Origin of the sequence: Streptomyces sp. NPDC004658, assembly GCF_040609555.1 — a bacterium.
Lineage (GTDB): Bacteria > Actinomycetota > Actinomycetes > Streptomycetales > Streptomycetaceae > Streptomyces.
In genome coordinates this window covers 6,424-31,634 of sequence record NZ_JBEXKG010000020.1, presented here as the reverse complement: position 1 = coordinate 31,634, position 25,211 = coordinate 6,424, and the positions used below count along the sequence as shown (strand labels likewise).

Sequence of the window (25,211 nt, the reverse complement as noted above, 5' to 3'; positions counted from 1 at the left end):
CCGAAGCGGAGATCCGGCAGCTCGCGGACGACCACGCCCGCCGGGTCACCGACCGCTTCGACACCCTCTTCCACGGCGACCTCGCGTGGGAGGCCCCGGACGAGCACATGCCCCGCTGGTCGGAAGCTCGCGGTGGACTGACCGGCGACCTGCGGGCCCGCGTCCGCGAGGACATCGTCACTCTTCTGCCTCCTGACGAGCCGTCCGCCCAGGGGAACAGCACCCTTGTGGCCGAGCCGGCTCCGCGTCGGCCTGAGGCCGCCGCACACCACACCACTCACGTCCTCGTCGCCCGGCTGTACGCGGCGTCCGTTCTCAGTGCCTCTTCCCTGCCCGAGGCCCGCCGTGACGAGTACCAGCAGCACCTGGACAGCGCGTTCGACACCGTCTACCAGCAGCTCTTCGAACCGGCGACGGCCGCGCCCCGCGAATCCCACGACACGTACGCGGAAGCGGAGTGGCAGCGGCGCAAGGAGGATCTGGTCGCCTGGCTGTCCGCCCGGGCCCGCGTCGAAACCGGTGAGGACAGCCGTGCGGACACCGCGACGTCCTCGGCCCCGTTGCGCGGCTTCGGAAAGAACCTGGCGGAGATCGTCAGCAAGACGGGCGCCCGGCTGCGCACGCTCGTCAACCCCCGGCACCGGCAACCGGCGGCAGAGCTGTGGCGGGCCCGTGCACGGGACAGCTGGAAGCCGGACCTGGGCGCCGACCACCCCACGAACCGGGCCCGAACTCCGCGGACCGACCCTCTGCTGCCCCGCCTGGACGCTCTGGCCGTCCGCTACCTGCGCATCGAGCCCGCCCTCGGCAGGCTCGGCCTGTCGACGGTCTACGGCGCGTCCTCCGAGCGGCCCGTTCCCGTGGAACTCACCGGAAACGACAGGCGACTGCTCCGGGAGCACACCGCTGCCCTGTTCTCCGGCCTGTACGACGAGGCGTTCCGCTCCCGGCGGGACGCCGGCGACCGCACCAGCGCACCCCTCACGGCACAGGAGCGCGAGCGTATCTGGGCCGAGAGTGAAGGGCACCTGTCGCACAGGACGCGTGCCCTCGCCGAGGAGATGGCCGGCCTGCGCGACGGCGCGGCGGGCGCGGTCACACACCTGACGGACCGTTATCGCGCCGCCCTGGCCGCCAGCGCCGTGCCGCGCGACGACGCCGTGGTCAGAGCCATCGACGAGGTACTGCCGGTAGTCGACCGTGACCTGAGAGCCGCCGTCACCGCCCACGTCGACGGCCTGCTGACGCCCGACGCGCTGGCCTCCTGGCGACCCGGCAGCCTCCACCCGGACGGGCACGCCCTCCACGAGCCGGCCTGGCGCCGTCTCCTCGACAGCGTCGGCTGGATGCTGCACATGCGGGCGGTGGAGGAGGCCCGCGGACTCGGCGACGGGACGCTGCCGCGGGAACACCTCGGCCCGGTTGTCCGGGAGCACGCCGAGCGGGTGGCCCGAAGCTGGGACGACTTCGTCCGGACCCCTGCTGTGGAGGCGGACTCCCACGACGGTCCTTCCCCGGCATCCGGTCCGGCCGCACTCCTGGACGCGCTCCCGGACTGGAACGAGGAGCGCGAACGGCTCACCGCACATCTGCACGCCGTGGTGGCCCGGTTCGCCGAGGTGCCGGAAGCGTCGCGTCGTGACCCGCAGGCCCCGGTCGCCACGGCCCCGCGCTTGCGGACAGAGCCCCCGGCGGACGGCGGCCGGAGGTTCTCGAACGAGGTGCTGCACAGGGCGGGGGCCATCCTCGCCATGCACGTCGGGTCCCGTCCGGTCATCGGCCGGGAGCCAGGCGACCGTCTGCACCGTGCCACCGAGCGGGCCAGACTCCTGCGTGTGGCCGCGGCCCTGGGTGAGGACGGGGGTGACATAGAGTCCGCGCACGCGGTCGCGCGGGAGGTGGCCGCGCAAGCGAACGGCGCGCGAGCCGAGGCGAGGGGCTTGCCGGGAGGAGCCAAGAAGAAGTCCGCTGCCAAGAAGGCCGCCGCGGCCGGCGAGCAGCTCCCCCAGACCCAGGTCGCCGGGCCCTCCGGCTCGCGACCGGAGGAGGCTTCCGCGGCGGGCGTCCCGTCGGCGGCCGTCCCCAGAGGGGCCGCGGACACCGCGCGCCCGGCGGGACCCGAGGACGAGGACTTGGCCGAGAGGCTGTTGCTGCACCCGCACGTCAAGGCAGTGGTGGACAGCCGGCCAGAACTGCTCAGACTGATCACGCTCTACCCGCCCCTGCTGGAGTCGCTCAGCGACGCGTCGGCCACGTTGGGCTTCCTCGCGACGGCCCCGGCCAACTGGTACACCAGCCAGGACCAGAAGACGGCCGCTCTGCTGGCTAGTCCCAGCACGCAGGAGATGTTCGCGGACAACTACCGGGCACAGGTGATGGTGCTCAGGCAACCCCGGCTGCTGAGCAACCTGGACGGGCGCCGGGACATCCTTGAGGCGCTGCAGCCAGAAATGGCTGTGCAAAGGTATCTCAACGACAGTCCCGTACTCGCGCGTGCCCTGACGGAGATGGATGACCCCGTCGCTGGTCTCTATTCGCTGAACAGCGACATAGCGGTGGTATCTGCGCTCTTTTCGTCTTGGTGGCTCACCAGTACTCTGACAACGGACATCGAGCACTACAGGAGTGTGCTCTCCGATCAGGTGCGTGCACGCCTCAGGCAGTATCCGGATCAACTCATCGTGGCACTGTCCGCGCCCGAGATCCTGGATGCGATGAAGCGGAACTGGCGCATTCTAGAGATTCTGAGCCGATCATCGGATCTCACGCATGTTCTGGAACGCAACGTAAGTGTCGCGCGCAGAATTCTGACGGATGAAAGTCGGGTTACCGCCGCGGTCGAAAATCCCGATGTCGCGTTCTTTCTCTCCATCGATCCGGCCTTCTACGACCGGTATCAGGACGAACAACTGGTCAGCGCCTTCCGGGCGACCAAACGCGGCCATGCGCCGGTGGACATGTCCGGCGTCCCCGAGCAGTTCCGGGCGAGTTTGGCTATTCGGGATCTGCTCACGTACACAAAGCACTCGTGGGCGACTGTGGCCGCTGTGCTGGCGGAGCGTCCGGCGCTTTCCGAGGCGATCAGCAAGTATCCGGAGGAATTCACCAGCGTAAACGAGCTGCGTGCGTACCTCCAGGACCGTTCCTCCTTCCACCCCCGTTTGAGCCAGCTCCGCGCCCGCGGTGTCATCTCGGCGGCGAGTGTGCCGCACATCCTTCGTGCGTCGATGCGGCACTATCCTGTCCATGCTTGGTTCGTCGACGGCTTTCCGGACGAGCATTACGCACGTCTGAGCGAGGCTGTCGACCGGTCGCTTGCGATGCCTGACACCCAGGTTCGCCTGCACGAGGTCATGGTCACGGATCCGGCCCTGGCCTTCAGCCTCGTCCGGGACCAGACGCAGCTGGAAGTGAGTGCCGCTGCGCTGACCAGCGTCCCGGTCGTCCCCGCCCTGCTGGCGAGTTCGCCGACTCACTACGCCTTCATAGCGGCTGAAGGCGCCCTGGAAGCCCTCGCCATAGGCAATGGATCTCTGGGCCGACTGCTCTACCGGCATCCTCAGATAGCCGAAAGGATCACCTCCGAGCAACGCCGTGCCATCATCGCCAACGTACGTGCCGAGGGTGATTTCCTGATTGGTCTGGAGCCTCTTTTCGGTGGCATGACTGCCGTCCATTGGACCGCCCTGCTCTCCGGTGAGCTATACCCCGTGCTGTCGCGGGTCTCGTCGGGCGGAGGCGTCCACGGCACCTTGGCCCGGGCTGTCATCGGACATCCGGCCCTGTTGCGGGAGGCGGTGTCCCGGCCGGACTTTAAGAACCTCCTGTCGGCCGGGGCGGACAGCGCACCGGACCGAGCGGTCAGTGATGTCCAGGTTCAGCGAGTGCTCACGGCGAAACAGAGATGGGAGGAGGGAACCGGCCCGAGAAGCGAGTACGAGAAGCAGGTGCGCCGGCTTCGTTCGGCGATCACACAGGCCGCGCCTCAACAAATCATCCTCGACGAGGGTCACGTCCTCGACGGCGACCGGATCGAAAGCGTCAGCCGCATCCTGACGTATCTTGAGCGGAACGCGCCCGTCGACGAGATGCGTGCCCTTTTCGAGGAGGACGGCCCTGCTCTCTCCGAAACCAGTCTGAACGCCTACCGAGCGCTTCTCGGCAACCCCGAGCTGCGCAGCGCAGCGCAGCGCAACCCCTACCTCGCCCAGGGGCTTCTGTTCCACGACGGGGTCCTCGAACTGTTTTTGATCCGCCCTTCCCTCGTGGCCACGGTCGAGAAGATCCCGGAAACACTCCGCTACATTGTGGAAGAGCCTGGCCTGCCGGGCATGCTCGCGACGCATGACCGCGCTTATGCCTTCTTCTCCAGCGACCCGGTGATGCGCAGACAGCTGGCGGACAAGACCACTGCCGACGCTGTCGCCGCCAACCCGAATTACCTGTCCATTCTTATACGCGCGGGCAAAATCAGGTATATGCCGCGCTTGAGAGAAGTGCACGAGCTCGCCGCGAAATCTCCGGCAGTGGCCCAGGCAATCGACCAGCGGATCGAGACGGTCGAGGAACTGGCGCGGGCGGGCCAGCTGACGCGGCTCCTGCTGGACATGGGAAACGAGGAGGTGACCGCGGCGGTCGTGGCCACGCAGGGGCGTCTACGGGCCACCGCGCACAATCCCCGGTTCGCCGAGGTGCTCTCCTCCGTACCGAATCTGGCTCAGTCGCTCGTCCACCGGAAGGACTTCGTCGCGGACGAGGAGTCGTGGAGTGCCCTCCTGGGCAACGAGAATCTGCTCCACATCCTGCGTAACGCCGACGACGCCGCCACCGCGCATGTCGTCCTCGGCGACCCCGCGGTGCTCCGTGCCGTCGGCAAGGCACCCGAGTTTGTGCACGCGCTCGCGGCCACCAAGTCGGATGACGCCCGCGCCAAGCTCACGCAGCCGTCGGTGCTCTCCCTCGTCGAGGAGCACGTCGAGATCGCCCCTTGGCTGGCTACCTCCGAGGAGGCCCGCCGCCTGGTGATCACCAGACGTCCGCAGGATGTGTCTGCACTTCTCGGCCGCGTGTCCGTGCGCACCGTGCTCCTGGCACACCCGGAGCTGGTGAAAGCCGTCAACGACCGGCCCCAGCTCGTCCGCGAGGCGCTCCTGGAGAGTCCTCTGTGGAAGGTGGCCGTACGCCACCCGAGTCTGGCCCTCCACCTGGACACACGCCTTCGTACTCAGGTCAACGCCACGGTGCGACTCGCCGAGCGGGTCGTCGCGTCCGCAGACCTGTCGGACGAGGAGGCGGGCCGGCTCGCCGCCGTGCTGCGCCGTCGTGGTGTCGCCGCCCTCCTGGACGGCGAGGAGCAGTCGTGGTCCGAGTTCGCCCGTGAGTTCCTGGGCCGTCCGTCCTGGCAGGAGTCGGCCCTGCGGGACGAGAACTTCGCGGACCACATCAGGCGCCTCGCGAGCAACGAGCGGCATTTCCGTGATCTGCTCGTCTCGCCGGACGCCGACGCCTTGCCGCAGGCCGTGGCGGCACTGGAGCACCGGACCGTCACGCCGGCGACCGAACCGGACCGGGCCGAGGGCACGGGCGACGGAGCACGGCCTGAGGCCGACACGGCGCCGGCACAGGTTCAGGGCGCTGCATCGGAGGCAGCGGACGTCAAGGGGAAGGCCGTCGAGCGCCCCGGCAGCCCGGTTCACACCGCCGATACGCAACCCGGCGCCGACGCGCCGCCCGTACACCCCGGCGAGGAAGGGGACGGGCCGCTCGAGGGCCTCGCCGCCGACCCCGCGCTGCGAGCGCTGCTGCCGGTCCGGCCGGACCTCGCGGAGTGGCTGGCCGACAATCCGGAGGAGGCCGAGCGGTACCGGTTCGGTCCCTTCCTCGCACAGCACCTGCCGACCGCCGAAGCCGTCGTCGAACGCGGCGACTTCCTGCCCCAGCGGGACTTCGATCGTCTCTTCGGCCAGTTCGCCGAGCTGGCGGGCCTGGAAAGCGACGTCTACACCGGCGTACGGTCCGCGGTGATCCCGACCTGGCACGCTGCGGTCGCCCGTCTGGCCCTCGAGGCCGCTGAACTGCTCGACCAGCGGGCCGCGCGTCTGGAGGAACTCAGGCCGAGCCAGAAGGGCACGTGGGAGTTCAGCGGTCGTGTCCGGTACCTGGGCGAGACGGGAACCGGCCTGACCGAGAGGAGCTTCACCCCCGCGCAGCAGGACGTCCTGCGTCGTGTGGCCACTGGCACGGCCGTGCAGGAGAGCGGCTTCTCCCTGAACCACCCGCTGCACGCGCACCTCAACCAGGGCAGCGGAGGCGTCGCCTTCTTCTACGCGCTGGCGGAGGACGGGCGCGTTGACACGGTCGTCTACGACATCAGCGACAACCGCCACGGCAACGACTACCAATGGCAGCAGTCGGGCACCAGGCGGTTTATCGCGGGGCCGCCCTCTTTGGAGTTCCACGCGAACGCCGGGCCGCTGGTCGCCTCCCGTGAGCGGGTGGGGCGACTCGGCGCCGCGGCGCACTCGGCCAGGGAGGCCGCCGGCCGACTCCGTGCCAGGGCCGCCGAGGCGGCCCAGCAACAGCGGGCCGGCGCGGCGCTGCTCGGCGGCGGACGGGCGCCTGAGCGTCACGGAGCCGGTGAGGACGACCGTCTGCCCGGCACCGCCCGGGCCGCGGCGGACGGCCCGTCCGCGCGGAGCCTCGCGGAACCGCCCTCCGGTGCTGCGCGGACGGCGACTGACGCCGACGGCGGCACGGGCGAGGCCGTACCGCCGTCCCGCAGGGACGACGGTGCCGGCCAAGTGATCCTCGGCGATGCGGAATGGTCCCAACGGCTGGACCGGGCGCGCCGGCTGCTGGAGGTTCTGAGCACTCAGGACCGGGAGCGACTGTGGGCCGAGGCGGCCTCGATCATGCAACGGCCCTTCCGGCAGACGGACCAGGGGCCACAGCCGTACCCGGCACCCGGCATCATCCGTGACGGAACGGACGCTTATGCCGAGCGGTACCACGAGATCGGCGATCTCGTAGCCCTCGCTCTTGCGGAGCACGCGCCCCGCCCCGCCGGGACCGCTCACCCTGCCGAGGCGCTGGCGCGGGACCTGCTGTCCCAGCTCCACGCGCGTCACTTCGACGCGGCCGTGACGGACGGCCGGAGCCTGCTCGGCGGCAGCCGGGCCGCCAACCGGGACCGGGACCGCCAGGAACTCCACCGGACGCTCTCGGGCCTGCCGCCGACGCCGGGTCCGTCCGGAACCGGGAGAGGCCGTCGCTTGGCCCCCGTGACGGCCGGACCGTCGCAGAGAACCAGGGAGCAGTCCTCCACGCGCACCGCAGCCGGGAGGCCCGGCGAGGAACGCGGACGCCGGCTCACCAAGAGGCCTCCGGCCGGCGAACCCCGGTCGGCCTCTGCCGTGGGCGGAAAGGAACGCGGACGCCGGCTGACCAAGTCGAGGCCTCCGGCCGGCGAACCCCGCTCGGCCTCCGTGATGGACAGGCTCACCGACTCCCTGCGGAGGTTCTTCCCGGGCAGCCGGGACCGGTCGCTCCGCCCTGCCGAGACGTGGCGGCCGGAGCATTCGGGTGTGATCGTCAGTGCGCCCGGCCCCTGGAGGAGCCCGAGCGGTGACCGGCGGGCCGAGATGGCGTGGCGGCGGCGGGAACCCGAGCAGACCGTCCGTGGGCGTGTGAGCGGGCCGGCCACGAACGTCCGTCCTGCTGCCAGGAGAGCTCCCCTCGTCGTGGAGTTCAGGCCGGAACGGAGCTGGGAGGGTCCATCTGTAAAGAGAATGGAACCTGAATGGCAGATCCTTTACGTCGAGGAAAGCGACGGTGACCGCACGAACACATGGGTGCCGACCCCGTGGCATTCGTCGGTCGATCCCGTGTTCATCCTCGCCGACGGTTCTCCCAGACGCATCACCCTGGCGTCCCCGGACGGCGGTGAGAGGCAAACCAGTGCGGAAAAGTTCGCCGAGTATCTGGGTGCTCTGCCACTCCTCAGACAGGAGCAAGGAGTCCCCCGGGAAGCTCCTCTGGTCCTGGCTTTGTCAGAAGGCGGCTCCGGTGGACTGGAATTGCCGCGTCTCATCGCCCATCACACGGGGCGGGCGGTATGGAGTTACACCGCAGAATTGAATGTGGAGACGCGGCGCGATGGTACTGCCTATATCAGCCGTACGAAGAGTCTGAACCCTGACAAGCCTTTGGGCTGGTGGGTTCTGACCCTCCCCGGCGACTACGACGCGCGTACGTTGCAGAACAATGCTCAGACGCAGAACCCCCTCAAGGGCGTACACAGCGTCACTCTGGTGAATGAGCAGGGACGGCCGATCGGGCGCTACAGCAGAGGTCCGTCCGATGTGAAGGCCGAAGAATCCTACTTCCCCGGTCTTGCCGCTGCTGTCTCGTACCGGCAAGGTGTTCTCATCGGCGACAAGCGCCTCAGCCGAGTGAACGATATTCCCTGGGAGGTGCCCTGGAGGCGTGACTTCCCGGGATTGACGCCGTACTTCTTCTCTGCGCACGGGTCGAACGATCTCGTTTCCCTTTATGCGCCACAACATCCTGAGGGAAAACTGAGAGTCAGCGGTGCCGAACTCGGCAGAATGTTCAAGAGGCGGCCGAGTTTCAACCAGTTGGCGTCCGGCACTCCCATCGTGCTGCTTTCTTGTTCCACCGGCGCTGACCGTTCCCCGGACGGCGTCGCCCGGCAACTGGCGAATGAGACCGGGCGAGTGGTGTATGCGCCGACCAACTCGGTGAACATCCAGTTGACGGTCGAAGCCGGCCCCGGCGATGAGAGAGGCCGCTGGAGAAGGTTCGAGCCCGACCGCCGCGGTGCCCGTCAAGAGGCCGAGCGCGATCGTCGGCACGGGCGGGCGCGGGAGCGGAGGCCCCACGAACTGAGCGGGGAGCCGGTATCACCGCTGATGGACTCCGCCGCCCGCCCCGCGCCGGAGGCGGACCCCTCTGGCACAGGAACCGGACCGGTGCTCCCGCCCCGAGCAGAAGATGGCGGCGCACCGCGACGGCAGGCCTCGACCACGCCGCTGCGAGACGCCGACCGGGACGCCGCCGACGGCGACCCGTTCGTCCGGGACCGGGAGGTGCGCCGGGAGATCAGGGCGCTGCGCAAACGCCTGCGCCAACTGGCGGCCACCCCGGGCAACGGGCCAAGCCGCTCCGCGGAGGTGCGGCACCTGGCCGACGAAATCCAAAGACTCCGCCAGGAATTGGACAGCGGCGATCTCACCGCCTTCCTGCGCAACCCGACAGCGGACCTGCAGGCGGGCCGCGCGGCGCGGGAGGAGCGCATCGAGCGGCTGGAACAGCGGCTGTCCGCGCAGCGAGGCCCCGGCACGCGGGACGTGGAGGAGGAAGCCCACACGCTGCGGCGCGAGGTCGTACGCATCGCGGACGAGATCGAGCGACGGCGGCACGGCAGGCCGCTGCCCGAAAGCGTCACACCCGACGCGGCGGACCTGCGCATAGCCCAGGCCCTCGCCGCCCCGGGTGAGGCCCGCCTGAGGGCGGCCGACGAGCTCCGTGGCAATGTGCAGGGCCTGCGCGCGATATGGACGGACGCGGCGCGTTCCGGCGCGTCCGAAGAAAGCCCGCTGGCGTACTTCCTGCGCACTGCCGAGGAGGAGTACGACCTGTATGCCACTCTCGCTCAACGGGAGGTGTGGGACAGGGTCGACGAGGAACAGGCCGGGCACCTGGTCGCGGCCGAACGCCATGCGCGAAGCTTTTTGAGCGCCGACCGCCTGACCGCGTGGGAACGTCTGTTCAAGCGAGACATCAGCAGGATCTACCCGACCGAGGGCGAAGGCTTCGCCGACCTCATGGACCGTGCCCATGATTATCTGTACATGGGCACGACCCTGGTCAGCGAGGTGCCGCTGCACGACGACGCCCAGCTCCCGCGGCTGCTCGACACCCTCCTGAGCGGCGGAGCGGGGACGCCGCTGCACCAGGTGCTGGCGGACGTCGCGGCCAGGCCCGGTCCGACGGACGAGTACGGCACCGGAGTACCGGCCGCGCTCGTCTCCGACCGCCTGCAGGCCAGCGGCACCGGCACCACGGTCGGAGTTGTCATCCACTGGAATGAGGGTGTCCGCGGACGCGTCCTGCATACGCTCGGCCCGCACCCCGACGACCCCGGTCGGCGCGCCACTCTGTCGTCTCTCTTCCCCTTGCTCGCACATGGTCCCGCCGAAGCGGTGCGCCTGGCGCTCGCCGAGGCCGATGGCTTCCGGTCCGACCGGGAACTGCTGCGACGGCTGTCGGCGGAGAAACCGATGGTCAACGCCCACTTCGCGGCGCGCGTCCTCGGGGACCTCACCTGGTCGGACGTGTACAAGATCTCGCTGACCTACTCGGACGACGCCTCGTACCAACGAGCGCTCGCCCTGGAGGCGGAGATCGGGCAGTTCGCCAGGGAGCACGACCTCCGTTTCTGGCTGACCACGGAAGTCGTCCAGAAACAGTGGATTCCCGGCCCCGACCCGGGGCCCGGTGACACCGGCATGCTGGTCACGAACGTGCCCTCCACCGACCGCGCCGGCGTCGTCGGGCGGGACTACCGCCCCTCCCACGAGCGGTCCGTCCACACTCTGGAGGCGCTGAACACGGAAAGCGTGGTACTGGCAGCGCCCCCGGAGGACCCCGCGCATTCCCCCATGTACGGATTGGGCGAGACGCATGCCGCTCCATGGACCGGCACCGGACCGGAACCCTTCTTCGTGCTCGCCTGGGGGACGCACGAGCACATCACCGTGCAGGATGCCGGTGGGAGGACCACGGACTTGTCGCCGGAGCAGTTCGTGGACCTCTTGGCGGCGGACCCCGTTCTGGGACGCACACCTTCTGACCGGCCCATCGTGCTGGCCATGCCGTACGGCGGGGCGCGCGGACTGCACCTGCCGCGTCTGCTGGCCGCGAAGACCGGCCGCAAGGTCTGGTCCGTGACGGACGGGCTGGAGGTCGTATCCGTTTACATCTCGGGCACGGACTGGCCGACAGGCTTCCTCACCCAGTACCCGTCGGACGCGTCGTCGACAAGAGGCTGGTGGGTGCTCAGCCACCCCACCGACGCCACCTCCGCGTCGTCGAGTCCGGCCGAGCCGGACGTCCTGCTGCGCACGGACGGTGAGGTCACCCTGACCACAGAACTGATCACCCACACCCTGGTGGACGTGTACCACCGGCCGGTCGGCCGGATGTCCCTGCCCGCGGACTACTTCGACCATCACGAAAGCAAGATCGACGACGGGGCGTGGCGCGGGACGGACCCGGCCCGTGAGGCGGACCTTCCGTGGGCTGAGGAGATCGCGGCAGGAAGACGTCCCTACTACCACATGGGTCACGGATTCCTGACGTCGCTGCAGATGGTCTCCGAAAGCGGGGCGCACACCTACACGGGCGCCGTGACGGGCGGCCGATTGCGGCGGCAGCCGAGCCTGGAGGCCCTGCCGATGGACCACTCCATCGTGCTGCTCGCGTGCGACGCGGGTGCCCCGGACCCGACCGGGAAGGCCGGCGGGAACGCGGCGCAGCAAGTCGCCCGGGCCACCGGCCGGGTGGTCTGGGCGGCTGACAGCAAGACCTTCCCCAGCGCTGAACTGCCGCCTGGCGGCGCGTGGCACAAGTTCCTGCCGTCCGGACCGGAGGGCAACGGTCAGGAGTCTTCCGACACGACCGGCATCACCGTGTCCGCCGAACAGTCCGGGACCGCGCCGAGCCACGACGTCCCGCGGGTCCGGACGGTGCAGGGCGGGGACCTCGAGACCGGACCGACGCACTCGGACCGATCCTCGCTGTCGTCGGCGCTGAGCGGCGACCGCCCCCGTACGGCTCCCGACGCCGCGGCCGCAGCGGCCCCCACGCCGTCCTCCGCTCTCTCGCCCGCTGTCCGGCCCCCCGCCGTCCCGCCCCGCATCGACGCCGAGCTGGAAGTCCACCGCCCGCCGCGTCTGGACCGCACCCTGCTGCCGCCGGCCTGGAGCGGTGGTGACGTCCGCTTCGCCGACGGGAGCAGGCTGCCGGACTACCTGACGGGCCGCGGAGAGGCGACCGACGCCGTCAGTTACGGGCAGGCCCTGGTGACCCTGCGCGGGGTCGACCAGGTCCTGCGGGAGATCGGCGCGCGCACGGGTCTCGCGAACTCCCCCGACCCCGGCGCGCGCCGCGCCATGGCCGACCTGGAGCGCGCGCTGCGCGAGACGCCGTGGGTGTTCCACGGCGAGGGCTACGAGTCGTCCCCGTTCCAGGACCGCGGCCGCCCCAGGGTGCTGCGCGTGACGACCCGCCCGCACGGCGACTGGGAGAGGTTCGCCGACGGTTACGGGGCGCCGTTCAAGTTCGAGGGCGCGCAGCGCAGCCAGACCACCACAGGTGTGGCGAAGTCCGTGGCGACGTCGCTGAGGTTCGCGCCCGGGTTCACCGTCGGCCCGCCGTCCGGTATGCCACTGGCCGGCTATGCCCGCGTCGGCGGCGCCGTCGGCTTCAGCCGCACCTTCGACTTCGGCATGCTGGATCAGACGCTGGTCCAGTCCGAGACCCGCCGGAGCGACGCCTCCCATGTGTACCTGGGCGGCGTCCACTACACCGTGCACCTCGCCGGACCGCGCCCCGGCGCCCGGCCGCAGACCGCGTTCTTCAACGGTGAGGGACACATCTCGTTCGGCGTGCGCAACGGTCTCGCGGTGCGCATGCCGGACGGGGAGACCGAGGCGCCCACCCCGCAGTCCGTGGCGGACACCGACCGGGTGCCGCGCTCGATGACGCTGGGACGCCGCGCGGACTACCGCCTGGTGCACACCGAGGGGCACGGACCGGTCCGCGAGATCCGTGACTGGGCGCTGCGCCGGGTGGGTGCGGAGCCGGGAAGCAGCGCCTACGACGAGATCGCCGGGTTCTTCAGCGTCGAGAATTTCCACCGGATCGCCGACCGTCTGGCGCATGGGCCGGTCACCACGCGGCAGTTGACGTCCGACGACCGAGGGCGGACTCCCCTGGGCGCGTTCGTCGTGGAACGGGTGGTGCCGGGCGAGGCGGAACTGGTCACGGGAACGGCGGCGGCCGACTTGCGCGGAATCGTCCAGCGGGCGAGCCGCAATGAGCGCACGCTCAGCAAGGCTTACACCCAGGAACTCAACGCGGCCGTGGGACCCTCCATGTCGTTCGGCCGGTTCTTCGGGATGCACGCCGGACTGCGGGTGATGGCGGGTCTGGCCGGGCGGTACGCCCATACGACCACGCACAGCGCGGTGGCGGGCGGCACGGGAGGCCGCAAGATCGTCGGCCAGGCGAAGAAGGTGCCCACCTATCTGTACCGGGTGAGCAAAAGCGTCTACGTGCGCAGAACGGGGGACGCGGAGGCGACGGCGTTCACCACCTGGTCCCTGGACCGGATGACGCGGACCGAGGCGCGACGGCACGCCGGCTGGGACGACGGCACCACGTTGCGCCGCCGGCACGACAACGAGCCCGCCGCTCCGGTGTACCTGCCGGCCGACGACCCCGCGCTCCTGGGATTGACCCGCGTCGAGGCGTTCACCCATGAGGACGGCAACCTTGTGCGCGGCGGCGCGGGGGAGCCCGGCCGGACGCTGCTGGAGGAACTGCTGCAGCAGGTACTGCACCGGGCTGCCCAGGAGTACCCGGGCATGATCGCCCCGCTGGCGGATTTCGGCGATCCCGCCGACGTGCGGTGGAAGGACGCCGAGCATTACCGGATGGCTCTGCAGAACACCCTGAACGTGATGGACACACTGTCGCACCACGCTCTGGCGGGCAGCCTGGAATCACTGCTGACGATCGGTGTGAGCGTTGCTCTCGTGGTGCCGGGCACCTTCGGCCGTACCCGGCGCTGGCTGTGGATCGACGGCCGGATGACGGACCGCCGGTACGAGGGGACGCAGAACGACCTGCTCGTGCGTTCCAGCCCGCCGGGCTCCGAACGCCTCGACGGCAACCGGAACGTGGTGCGCGGGTACGACGTGGGCGCGGACGTGTCGGCCGCGGTGCTGGACGCTGCCAAGGACAAGGTGGGCGCGCCGAACAACAGCGGCACGGTCCAGGTCGGTCTCCGGTGGGCGGGACAGACGGCCCGACGGACCGGCTTCGGTGCCACGGTCTCGGCGGAGACCGTCAGCAGCGGCACGTCCCACTCCCATCTGTACAGCTACCGGCTGGAACTGACCGTCTCCACGGGCGGCTTCTGGCGTCCCCGCCACCTGTGGCGGCTCGCGTCCCTGGGACTGCTAGGCACCCCGCTCTTCGTACGGCGTGAACGGAGCATCGACCTCATCGGGGGCGACGCGGGCACTCCGCTGACCGGGCGGGTGCTGCTGGCCGTGCCGGCCGAGCACAGCCCGGCCGCGACCGGACGCGCCGAGGACGTTCCCCGGCCGACGGCAACCCAGGTGGAGGTGCTCACTCCGGCACAGGCGCAGGATCTCGCGCTCGGCACCGGGGACAGCGGCGGCGAGGCGCGCGGGCTGGGCCCGTTCGGCGACCTGCCCCACGCGCCCCTGGGCGCCGCCGCCCACCGGGAGCTCACCGCGGCCGCCGAAGCGGTGATGCGGGAGGTGTCGGGGGGCTCCTGGCACTTCGCCGAACAGGGCGCCCTCGCGCACGACTCCGTGCTGCGCCATATGGACCCGTCCTACCTGTCGGCACAGGCGGACGTGCTGACGGGCCCGTCCGGGATGCGGATCACGGGTCTGTTCGGCAAAGGCGCCTATGTCGACCAGATGGGCACGGTCGTGCACCGCATGCGGGTGCTCAACCCACGGGTGGTCTCGGCGCCGGTCAGGGTGGACACCGATCAGGGTCTCGGCAGCGATCTGCTGGTTTCCGGGGCCGTCACCACCACACGTGGCTTCAGCATCGCCGTCGCCGGCGTGTATGCCCACTCGCATCCGGTCGGGCCGACGGTCGCGGGAACCTACGGGTTGCTCGGACGCTGGGGCCGGCAGCAGGCGGAGAGTGCCGCCGTGAGCCGTGTCGTCACGAACGAGCTGGGCGTCTCCGACGACAGCCACAAGCTCCTGGTGGTCGCGGACACGCAGCACGACCTGCTCGGCACGGTCCGCGGCGACGGGGTGATGGCGATCCCGTACTCGTTGTTGACGGCCGCTTCCGCCCAGTGGGCAGGCCGCCGCCTGACCTTCTCCGCCGACTGGCTGGGCCATGTGCCGGAGAAGGCCGCGCACCGTATGGGGCTGCTCCGTGACCGGATGGGCGAGGTCCCCCGGTACCGGGAGCACACCTGGGAACAGCCGGCCTGGCTGCGGAACCACCCGTTCGGCTCATACCCGGTCAACACCCTGGACGCCACCGACCTGCTGCGTGAATTCGACCAGCGACTGCGCAAAATCGGCGCCGACAGCACCAGCCGCGACCGGGTTCAGGCGATGGCCGGGCCCCGCGCCCTGCGCGCGCTGCGCGAACAGCTCACCTCCAGCGGAAGCGCGACCGGCGTCCGTATCAGCGCCCTCAGCCGGCACTCCCTGCGGATCAGTACGCGCAGCGCCCACCTCCACGTCGAACTGCTCGCGGACACACCGCAGTTCGACGGACTCGGATACGGCCTGACCATCAAGGAGGGACACCAGGCCGCCGAGACGGCTGACGCGAGCGCAGCGGACATCCGCTTCAGGACGGCGGGTATCAACGTCGGCGAGGGCGTACGGGTCCACAACGCGGTCGCCCGCGCGGCCGGCCCCAATTTCGCGGAAAGCGGCACCAGCGCGCAGCAGGTCGCGCAGTCCCGGACGGTGACGCGGGTGCGGGGCCACGCGGTGGAGACGGACGAACCGCACGCCGAGTACCGCACCGCCTACCGACTGCGGCTCACCCTCGATCTCGGTGACGGCGAACGCGTAAGGATGGAAGGGCCTGTTGGGACGCTGCGCGAGCACCTGCCGCTCAGCCTCACGGTTCCCCAGGAGCCGCGGACCGGTGAGGAGCCGTCGGCCGACGCCGACCCGCTGGGCGTTCCGAAGGTTGTCGCCCCGCCGCGAGCCGTCACCGTCTGGGAGCCGGAAGCGGGCGGCCTGCGGGAACAGCGTGAGGCGTTGCGCGCGCGGATCGAGAGCTGGCGCGTCGCCGGGCCGGACGGAACCGGAGCGCCCTTCCGCATGCCGCCGATCGGCTTCGACGTCCGCCGCATCGTCGGCCTGGACGCCGTCCGGGCCGCCGCTGAGATCGCCCTCGCACGGGCCTACGGCGCGTCGGTCGGGCCACGCACCGGACAGACGGACCTGACCGGCCCCAGCCTCGACGAAGCGCTCGACAAGGCCCGCCAGACCTCGCTGACCCGCCCGGGAACCGCACCCGCGCTCGCCCTGCACGACGGCACCTCCAACGGGGCGCTCGCGGCGTTCTTCGAGGACAGCACCACCACCGAGGGCTTGCGGGTGGCGGGGCTCACGGGGGACGGCTTCGTCAACGGCGCTCAGAGCGAATACCGGCTCCACTCGCGGCCCGACCTGACCGGTGCCCGGCTGCTGGCCGTCCTCCCCAGTGCCACCATGTCCGCCTCCGAGCGACTCACCACCGGCACCGACGCCTCGGCCAGCCGTTCCGGCGCATATGAGCCGATCGTCGGCGGCGGCCCCTTCCTCGACACGAACGGCGCCGGCATGGCCGTCCCGTCCGCGCACGCGTCCGAGTCCGCAGCGGCCGACGGCGACGCGATGCGGAACGCGGGCACCACTGCCACCCAGACGACGCTGAAACCGAAGACCACTCGCGCCTTCCTCTTCGCCATCCCCACCAGCTGGGTCGGCGTCGCCGAGGTGGAACGCAGTTTCCGGGACAACGCGGCCGCCGACTGGATGCGCGAGCACCTCGGCCCGTTCGGCCCGAACCGTCCCGGTCCCCAGGCGGTCTCCGCCGAGACGCAGGTCATCGCCTGGGTCCGGGAGGACGTCGCCCGAGATCTGGGTCTGGTCACCGATGAGGATTTCCCGCAGAAGGTGGCCGACGCCTGGTCCAAGGTCACCGCGGCCGGCACCGCCTGGGTGGACGCGGACAAGGAATACTGGAAGCTGCGCCGCACCGTGCCGGACATCCGGGCAGCCTATACGCGGGCACACCACGATCGCAGCGCCGCCAAGAGGGAACTCACCCAGGCGCGGGACGGAGCGGGCGGTGACGAGGCCGCGCGGCAGCGGCTGCGCGAGGCGACCGCGCGCCACCGCGCGACCCGTCGGGAGCTGCATCAGGCGTGGTCCGGCCTCACGAACAGGCGGGAGGCGGCCGACCGGGCCGCGGCGGAGTTCCACCGCGTCCGCGCCGCCACCGACCGGCTCACCCGCTGGTACCGCCTCTCCGCCGTAGAGCGCGACGGCGTCCCCGAGCCGCCGGCCGTCAACTTCACAGGGGCCGACGCGGAGAAGGCGGCCCGGCCCGCCGGCTACACCGTCGGGAAGGGCACGCTTGTCGCCCCTGACGGAACGGGCCACACCCTGCGCGACGTACCCCGCGACGGCGGCTCCTTCTACCACGCCCTCGCCGACGGGCTGAGCCACCTCGCTCCCGGTGCCTCGGAGGGTCGCGTGCCGCTGGCCGGTCCGCCGTACACGGCGCGGCGGCTGCGCGAGGTCCTTGCCGCGCGCCTGGACGGCACCGAGGACGCCGACCTGTTCGCGTTCGTCGCCCCGGACACCACGGACACCTTCACCCCCGCCGAGCTGCGCGACGCCGGAAGCGTGCTGCCCGCCGGATCCCCGGAACTGCGGGAGTTCGAGGACACCGGCCATCTGCCCCTGCACCACGAACCGTCCGCCGCCGAGCGCGCGCGCCTGGCCGCGCTCCAGCTGCGACGGGACCCGGCTGCGGAGGACCCGGCCACCTGGGACCACGGCGCCGCCGACCTGCTGCCCGCGCTCGCCGCCCGCGCCCTCGGCGTACGGGTGACCGTGGTCCACGAGGACGGCCGCTTCCTGGACTTCGAGCCGCCCGTCCGGCCCGACGCCACAGGCGAGGGGACCGCCGTCGCGCGGGAGCGGACGCCGCACGTCGTGCTCTTCCTCGCGGACCGCCACTTCCAGTCGGCGGTTCCCGAGACGGCCCTGGCAGCGGCGGAAGACGCCCGGCCGGTGCCGGCCGAGAGCGATGCCGCCGGATCGTTCGCGCGCGAGGCAGCCGTGCACGACCCGTCCGCCGAGGCAGGTCCTTCGACCGGGCCGTCCGCCCCGTCTCGGCCGGCCCCGGCCGTACCGCCCGCCGGCCCAGCCCGGCCCCGCCCGGCGCACGCCTCCCTCCCGTGGGCCGACATCACGTCCGCCGCCGTCACCGACCGCTTCCGCGTCACCGGTCGCGGCACGCTCACCGCCCCCGACGGCACCGTCCACGACCTGCGTGAACCCTCCGGCGATAGTGCGGGCAACGGCTTCTGGGACGCCCTCGCCGCCGCCTTCCACCGGGAGCCGGGCGACACCGCGCCGACCGAGCCGCGCCTGACCTCGCTCGACCGCGCGCGCGAACCGGTCGCCATCGTTCAGGCCCATCCCCTGCCCGCCTCCGCGCACCTGGACCGCGGCGTGCCCTTCACCCGGGGTGAACTCGTCCGCGCCGGAGTCGTCCTGGACCGCGCCACCGACTCCCGCTTCCAGGACACCGGCGACCTGCTCCCCGACCACATCGACCTCACCGAAGCGCAGGAGCGGGCCCTGATACGCACCCAGCTCCACACGGCCCGGCAGTGGGACGCCGACAACGAGCACGCCGCAGTCGAACTGGCCGCGGCCTCCTACCGCGCCGTCCTCACCGTGGTCGCTGAGGACGGCACCTCCGTCCCCCACACCCCCGCCAACGCGGTCCCCGGCCGCGTAGCCGTCCTCTACCGGCGCGGCACGGAATACCTCCTGGCCCGGCCGCGTACGACGTCGCAGCCCTCTGTCTCCGCCGACGGGCCGCGTGCGGACGACCACGGTCCGTCAGCGGTCACGCCTGCCCGGCTGCGGCCGGAAGGGGAGGGGCGAACGGAGGCGCCCGGGGGGTACAGCCTGGTGCGCCCCGCGTGGGCCGACGGGGCCCCGCCGCACGTGTACGAGGTGAGCCGGACCGGGCACGTCAAGACCCCGGACGGCGAGGTTCTGCCCCCGTACGGCTGGGTGGGTCACGGCGAGGATTACGCCCACCTGCCGAGCGGCCATGTACTGCGCGGTGCCACAGGGCGCATCGAGCGCCTTTGGCAGCCGGCCGAGCATGACGACAGGTTCACCGAGCTGGTCGTCCGGCAGGGCGATGATCTGGTGCCGTACGAACTGCGGGCGGCCGATGACGGCCTGCACGTGGTTCCGGCGGACCCCGAAGTGGGTGCCGGGACGGTGCTGTCCTGGCACGCGGGGGAGGACTCCACCGCCGGGGAGGGCACAAAGAACCACATCGAGGCCCGCGACGCGGTTGCCCTGACGGCCGAACACGCCGACACGGCGAACGTCACCGCTGGCGCCGAGGCATCGACCGCGGTCGAGAAGACGGGCACGGCGCCCGGTTCCGGTGCCGACGCGCAGCGGACCGACCGCCCGCGCGTTGCCCCTGACGCATATGTCGCGAACACCGGCACCCCCCACATGGACGAGAGGTACGGCCCTCTCGCCGGTCCGAAGAAGGTCAAGGACCGGGAGCGCGACGACCAGGGCCATGTACGGCTCAACCCTCTGTGGTACCCGCTGGAGGACTTCAAACCGAAGCTTCTCGAACGCACCGACGCCATCTGGCACTTCACCGTCGACGAGGACGGAAAGATCCTCCTCGGCAGTGACCTGCTCCTCACCGTCGCCACAGAGGAGGAGATCAGTCGGCTCCACCAGGCGATGCGGGAGAAGTATCCCGATCTGACCATTGAGCAGCTCAAGAAGGACCTCGACAACCAGGGCCACCCGACCATCTCCGTCGGGTTCGACACCGAAACGGGCACCACACGCGTCCGCCCCGCACGCGTCAGCGGAGAGCTCACCTATCAGAAGACGACCGAGCGCTGGGAGGTCAGCGACAAGTCCGGGCGGTACATGAGCGACAAGGTCCGTCCTCACCTCAAGGCTGCCGAGGTGCAGACCTGGCTCACCCACGTGGCACGGGAGATGAGCGACCGCCTGGGCGTCGAAGTCACTCCGGTCGTGCACAAGAGCACCGAGCAGGCCACCGGCGACAACCACACCGCCACCGCTGCGCAGCACCCCCGGTCGGGACCACATGTCCGCATGGCCAATACCGACTCGTCCATGTCGACCGGACTGCGGAAGTCACTGGAGGACCGAGTCCAGCAGATCGCCGCTCAACTCAGCAACGTCGACCGCCTCACACGCGAGAACTTGTCGGACGCTGTCGCGGCAGACCGCCAGGCCAGAGCCCTGCACGATGCGCTCACCAGCTATGAAACGCCGGACAGCGCCTCACCCGCCGGCGGTTTGGACCTCCTCGTGAACCGCTGGTGGCGAAGCGAGCACGGGGAGTCCATGTCCTCCCTGACGGTTGCCGACGACTCCTCCGAGCGCACGCGCACGGCCGACGGCCCTGTGGCTGAGAACGGAACAGCGATCCTTCGGCGTGGAACCGTCCCACCCGTGCCATCCTTCACCGAAGTCGCCGCTGCGGACGGTGCGGGAGACGGCGTACCTGTCACAGCAGCGGACGCCGTGTCGCGTCCGGAGGACCCGGAAACCGCGCCCGCAGTCAATTACGACTTCATTCAGTCGGCGGATCGCAGAAGACTGGTGGAAAGCCGGCCCGGGGAAAGTCTCTGGCATTTCTCATCGGTGTCGCCGGAGCAGGTCTTCACTTCCGGCTTCGTTTCCCGGGATCCCGACAACGTGATCAGCACACGCGACTGGGTGACTCAGAACGCGGACTCCCAGTTCATCGCGACGACCCGGGACTCCCAGCTGTGGTTCATGCAACGGAGGTACAGGTACGAGATCCAGCCCTGGAGGAACTCCGACCCCACCGGCGTCGATGTCAATGCGACTCTGGAGCGGCAGGGACTGCCGTCGCTGACCGGAGAGGAGGAGGTCGTCTTTGTCGAGCGCATGGAGCCGCAGGCTTTCGTGCGTGTCCTGGACCGGAGCACCGGACTGACGGGTACGTGGGACAGCAGCAGCCGGTCCGTCCGATGGGGGACCGACCGGCGGACGCTCGATCCGAGAACTGTCCCCCACAGCACGGTGGTGTCGTTCGAGGAAGGCGGCAAGTCACTGTCACGGTCTGCCATGCGTGATCTCGCCGACCTGGCGGAACGCGTCGTGCTCGGTGCTGCGACCGGTCGTCGCGACGGTTCCATCGGGCGTGTGCGCGTGCGCGTGGTGGGGCATGGCAACGGGAACGTCCTGTCGGGCGGCCGCGCGGAGCGGACAGGGCGGCTCCGTGCCGAGGCCACCGCGTCCTTCGTCATGGACCGGATTCTTGGCGAAGTCGCTCGCCTCGGGACCCGGGCAAGCGGGCTCAGCCCTTCCGACTTCGACGTCACCGTGGAGAGCGCGGGCTCGGCGGCGGATCGAAACCTCGTGACATCGGCCGGGCACGACCGCCACCGTCTGCGCAGCGCCGTGGTGTACGTCGAGTACACGGCACCGATTTCCCGTGGCCCCGTCCCGCCTGCCGTCGACTACCGCGACGGGGGCGGGAACTCGGCAGACCACCGGCCGTCCGGTGCGCCCCCGTCGGCCACGGCAAAGACGGCCGCCACGCGTGAGCCCGCGGCGACCGTGTCGTCGGGGGAGGTGCGGGCAGAGCGGTGGATCCCCTTCCGAAGGGGGATGGTGTACGCCCGGAACGAAGACGGCACTCCGCGTGACACGCGCTGGGCGGGCGAGCGTACGCGGGTGAACTACTCGTGGGAGTGGCAGGCCGGTGACGGCGACGGCGAACTGCGGATGACACAGCGGCTCCACCTCCGGCCGTCCGACGACGTCGACCCCGACACGCTGGAAGCTTTCAAGCTGGCCGTGCGACGGGGACTGGACGGCATGGTCAACGACGCCGGCCACCGCCTCCCGGTGCCGGCGCTCACCGACGGACCCGGGCCCGTGCTGCGCGTCGACGTGGAGTTCACCGACGACCCCGCACGCGCCCACACCGTGGTGACCGTGCGTTCCGGCCTTCCCGGACGACGTGAGATGGTGCAGAACACGTGGTTCACTGGAGTCCACCCCGGCGCCTACGTGCACGAGATCGTGCACGGCCTGGGCGTGTGGGACGATCAGGCTCCGCCGGAGGCGCTTCTCACCCCCGGGGGCCGCCGGCCGCAGGAGACGGAGCCGGGTCAGGCCAGCCTCATGGGACCCTTCACCCGCGAGACCATGCGGAGGTCTATGGCGCTGACCTCCGACCACCTCCGTCAGATCGCCGAAACCTTCGCTCCCCACGCCAGGCCACCGCGACCGCACACCCACGACCCGGCCGACAACGGGACACGCCCGGAGCCTCGCGAGCCGCTCACCTCTGCGGTGCGGCACCCGCAGACGTCTGCTGCCGTTGCCGCAAGACGTCCACAGTCGCGCGAGGAGTACCGCCTGGTGCGCCCGGGACTGTCCGAGGGGGCCCCGCCGCACGTGTACGAGGTGAGCCGGGCGGGGCAGATCAAGACCCCCGAGGGCACGGTTCTGACGCCGTACGGCTGGGTGGGTCACGGCGAGGATTACGTCCACGTGCAGACCGGCCATGTGCTGCGCCGTGCCACGGGACGCATCGAACCCCCGGCCGATCCCGGGCACACGTTCACCGAGCTGATCGCGCGGGAGGGCGACGACCTGGTGTCGTACGAACTGCGGGCGGCTGAGGACGGCCTGCACGTAACGCCCGAGGATCCGGACGCGCACGATGGCGTCATGCTCGCCTGGAACACCGACGGATCAACCGAGGAAGTCGCCCGGTCCCACGGTGCGGTCCCCGCACCGGAGCACGCCGCACCCGGGCGGGCGGCCGGGGAGGCACACGGCGCGGCGCCGGACCGGACGGCAGACGGCACACCCCGGGCCTCGCTTCTCGGCGAGCACCGTGTGCGTGTACTGGACCGTGCCGGTTTGACGGACGTCGTGCGCGAGGCCCGGCAGGCACACGCGGAGCAGTACGGGGGACAGCCAGCGAGGTCTGCCGAGGCCACTGAAGGACCTTCCGAGCTTTCCGTGCAGACATGCCTGACCCTGCTGTACGCGTTGCGGGACCGGATGTTCCCTCAGGGGGTCAGACCGGCCGGTGTCGTGGACGACAGTGTGCTGGACGTACGTCGCCAGGAAAGCCGGCTGGCGGCGGGACCGGGGTGGGCGGCCGTCGGCTCATGGGACGCCGTGCGGCAAGCGGTCGTCGCGGCGGGGCCGGGCAGTGCCGCCTTCGTGCTCGCCCGACGCCCGTCCGGCCAGGGCCACGCCTGGGCGGCGTACGCGTTGCCGGGCAGCGGACCGGACGCCGAAGCGGCGGTCGCCTGGGTGGACCTCACGCGCTCCCCGGGCAGCGAGATCACGGACCGCCCTCCGACCATCGCTCCGGCCGATGCACGGGCCGTGGTCGTGGACCCATCGGCTCGGGTGGTCCCCGCCGCCACTGACGGCCTCTCAGCGTCCTCCTTCCTTCCGTATGTGCTCGTCGACCCGGCGCTGAGCCGTCAGTACGGTGCGCTGGGATGGGAGACCGAGGACCTGCATCCTCTCCTGTTCGACGAGAGGCCGCACATGGGCAGGCTTCTGGCCATCCATACGAGTGGAGTCAAGCTCCTCACGGAGCGGCGCGCTTTCGGCAGAGGCAGCGACGGTGTCCTCTACCCGTCTCCCGGGCAGGCCGTCCGGGAGTCCGGTGAGGGGGAAGAGGAACACCTCACCATCCCGGAGATCGTGCTTCCGCCGCTCGCCGTACTGCCCGGTGAGTCGCGCCTGTCCATCACGGACGGCCTGGCTGTCCATCGTCGTGTTCGTGAGCTCTTGGCAGGCACGGACGCCGCGGGCCGGCCTGTCGAGCTCGCCTCCCTCCTGGCCTCCGAGCCGGGCTGGCAGGTCAGGCCGTTGGGGCGAACGGCCGTGGTCCAACCGTCGCCGGCCGGTGCCGGGCATCCCACCTACACACAGGTGACCGTCGGAGTACCGGTCGGTGGTGTCACCGACCTGATGGACCTGGCACAACAACGTTCCGTCAGGCCAACGCCCGCCAAGACCTTGGTTGTGGGCAGGGCGTTCGCCGACCAAGTGACCCTGGACTACGCACGCGACCTCCTGCGCCGCGAGGACATCGACGAGCAGCACCTGCTCGTCATGGGTGACGTCACCGGAGTGGGGGAGATCCACGGGCACGCATGGCTGCTGTTCAGCCATGTCGCCGCGAACCCGCTGTTCGGCCGGATCTTCTCCAAGACGCTGATCAAGAACTTGATTCCGGTCGCGTCCCGCGTCTCGATGAGCGATGTGTGGCGAACGCTTCCGGTGCCGGTCCAAAGGTTCCTCAAGAAGCGGGCCGCCTGGTATTCATCCGCGTTCGCCAGGGCGCTCCAGCACACGCTCGACATGCACAGCGGCGAGACGTCGACCGATGAGCCGGAAAACGTGCTGGATGAACAAATCATGGCGGATGGTACGACGGTCCGGGACTATCTGATGTCCGGCATCGTGGGCGCGGCCGTGGACGGTACGGAAGTGAGCCAGCAGGGCGCGGTGGGTATGCGTGACTATCCCCTGGACACCGCCAACGCCTCGAGGAGACAGCTCGTTCTGCTGGAAATGCGGCATTTGAGCGGTGGGATGAGGCCGGTGAGCGACGACGAGGTGGCTACGCTGGTCCAGGACATCGCCGAGCTGTCCAGGCGGGCCTATGAGCGCGCGGAGTACCTGGAGAACGATCCTGAGGGGGAGATACTCCCCGAGTCCGCAGCACGTGCGCTCTCACATCCACTGGTGGTCGCGGTGAAGAACGTCCTCGCGACGGCACAAGGTCTTGATGTCCCCCAGCGAGAGGGTGCCCGGACACCCCTGCTGTCCCCGCACCAACTGAGAGAGCTCGGCAGCCGCGCCATGCGATCCGGCGTGCTCGAGCGGCAGTCGCCGGAGCTGGTGCAGGAGTTGGAGCAACTGCTGCAGAGGATCAGGAGGACGCTTGTGCGCCGCCCCACTGTTCCTTCCCTGGCACCAGAGATGCGTCAGCGGTACATCGCGCTCCAGACCGCTGTCCAGGATGCGCTTGACGTGACCAAGATGGCTGGGGCCTACGGCTGA

General features: G+C 70.5%; 1 protein-coding gene (running past one end of the window). It reads left to right on the top strand.

The window, feature by feature from the left end; all coding sequences use genetic code 11:
- Nucleotides 1–25,211 carry the 3' portion of a hypothetical protein gene (locus tag ABZV94_RS10480; protein WP_356339348.1) on the top strand. 3,820 nt of this gene lie to the left of the window's left edge, so 25,211 of the gene's 29,031 nt are visible here — the last part of the coding sequence; its start codon lies beyond the left edge, outside the window; its stop codon occupies nucleotides 25,209–25,211.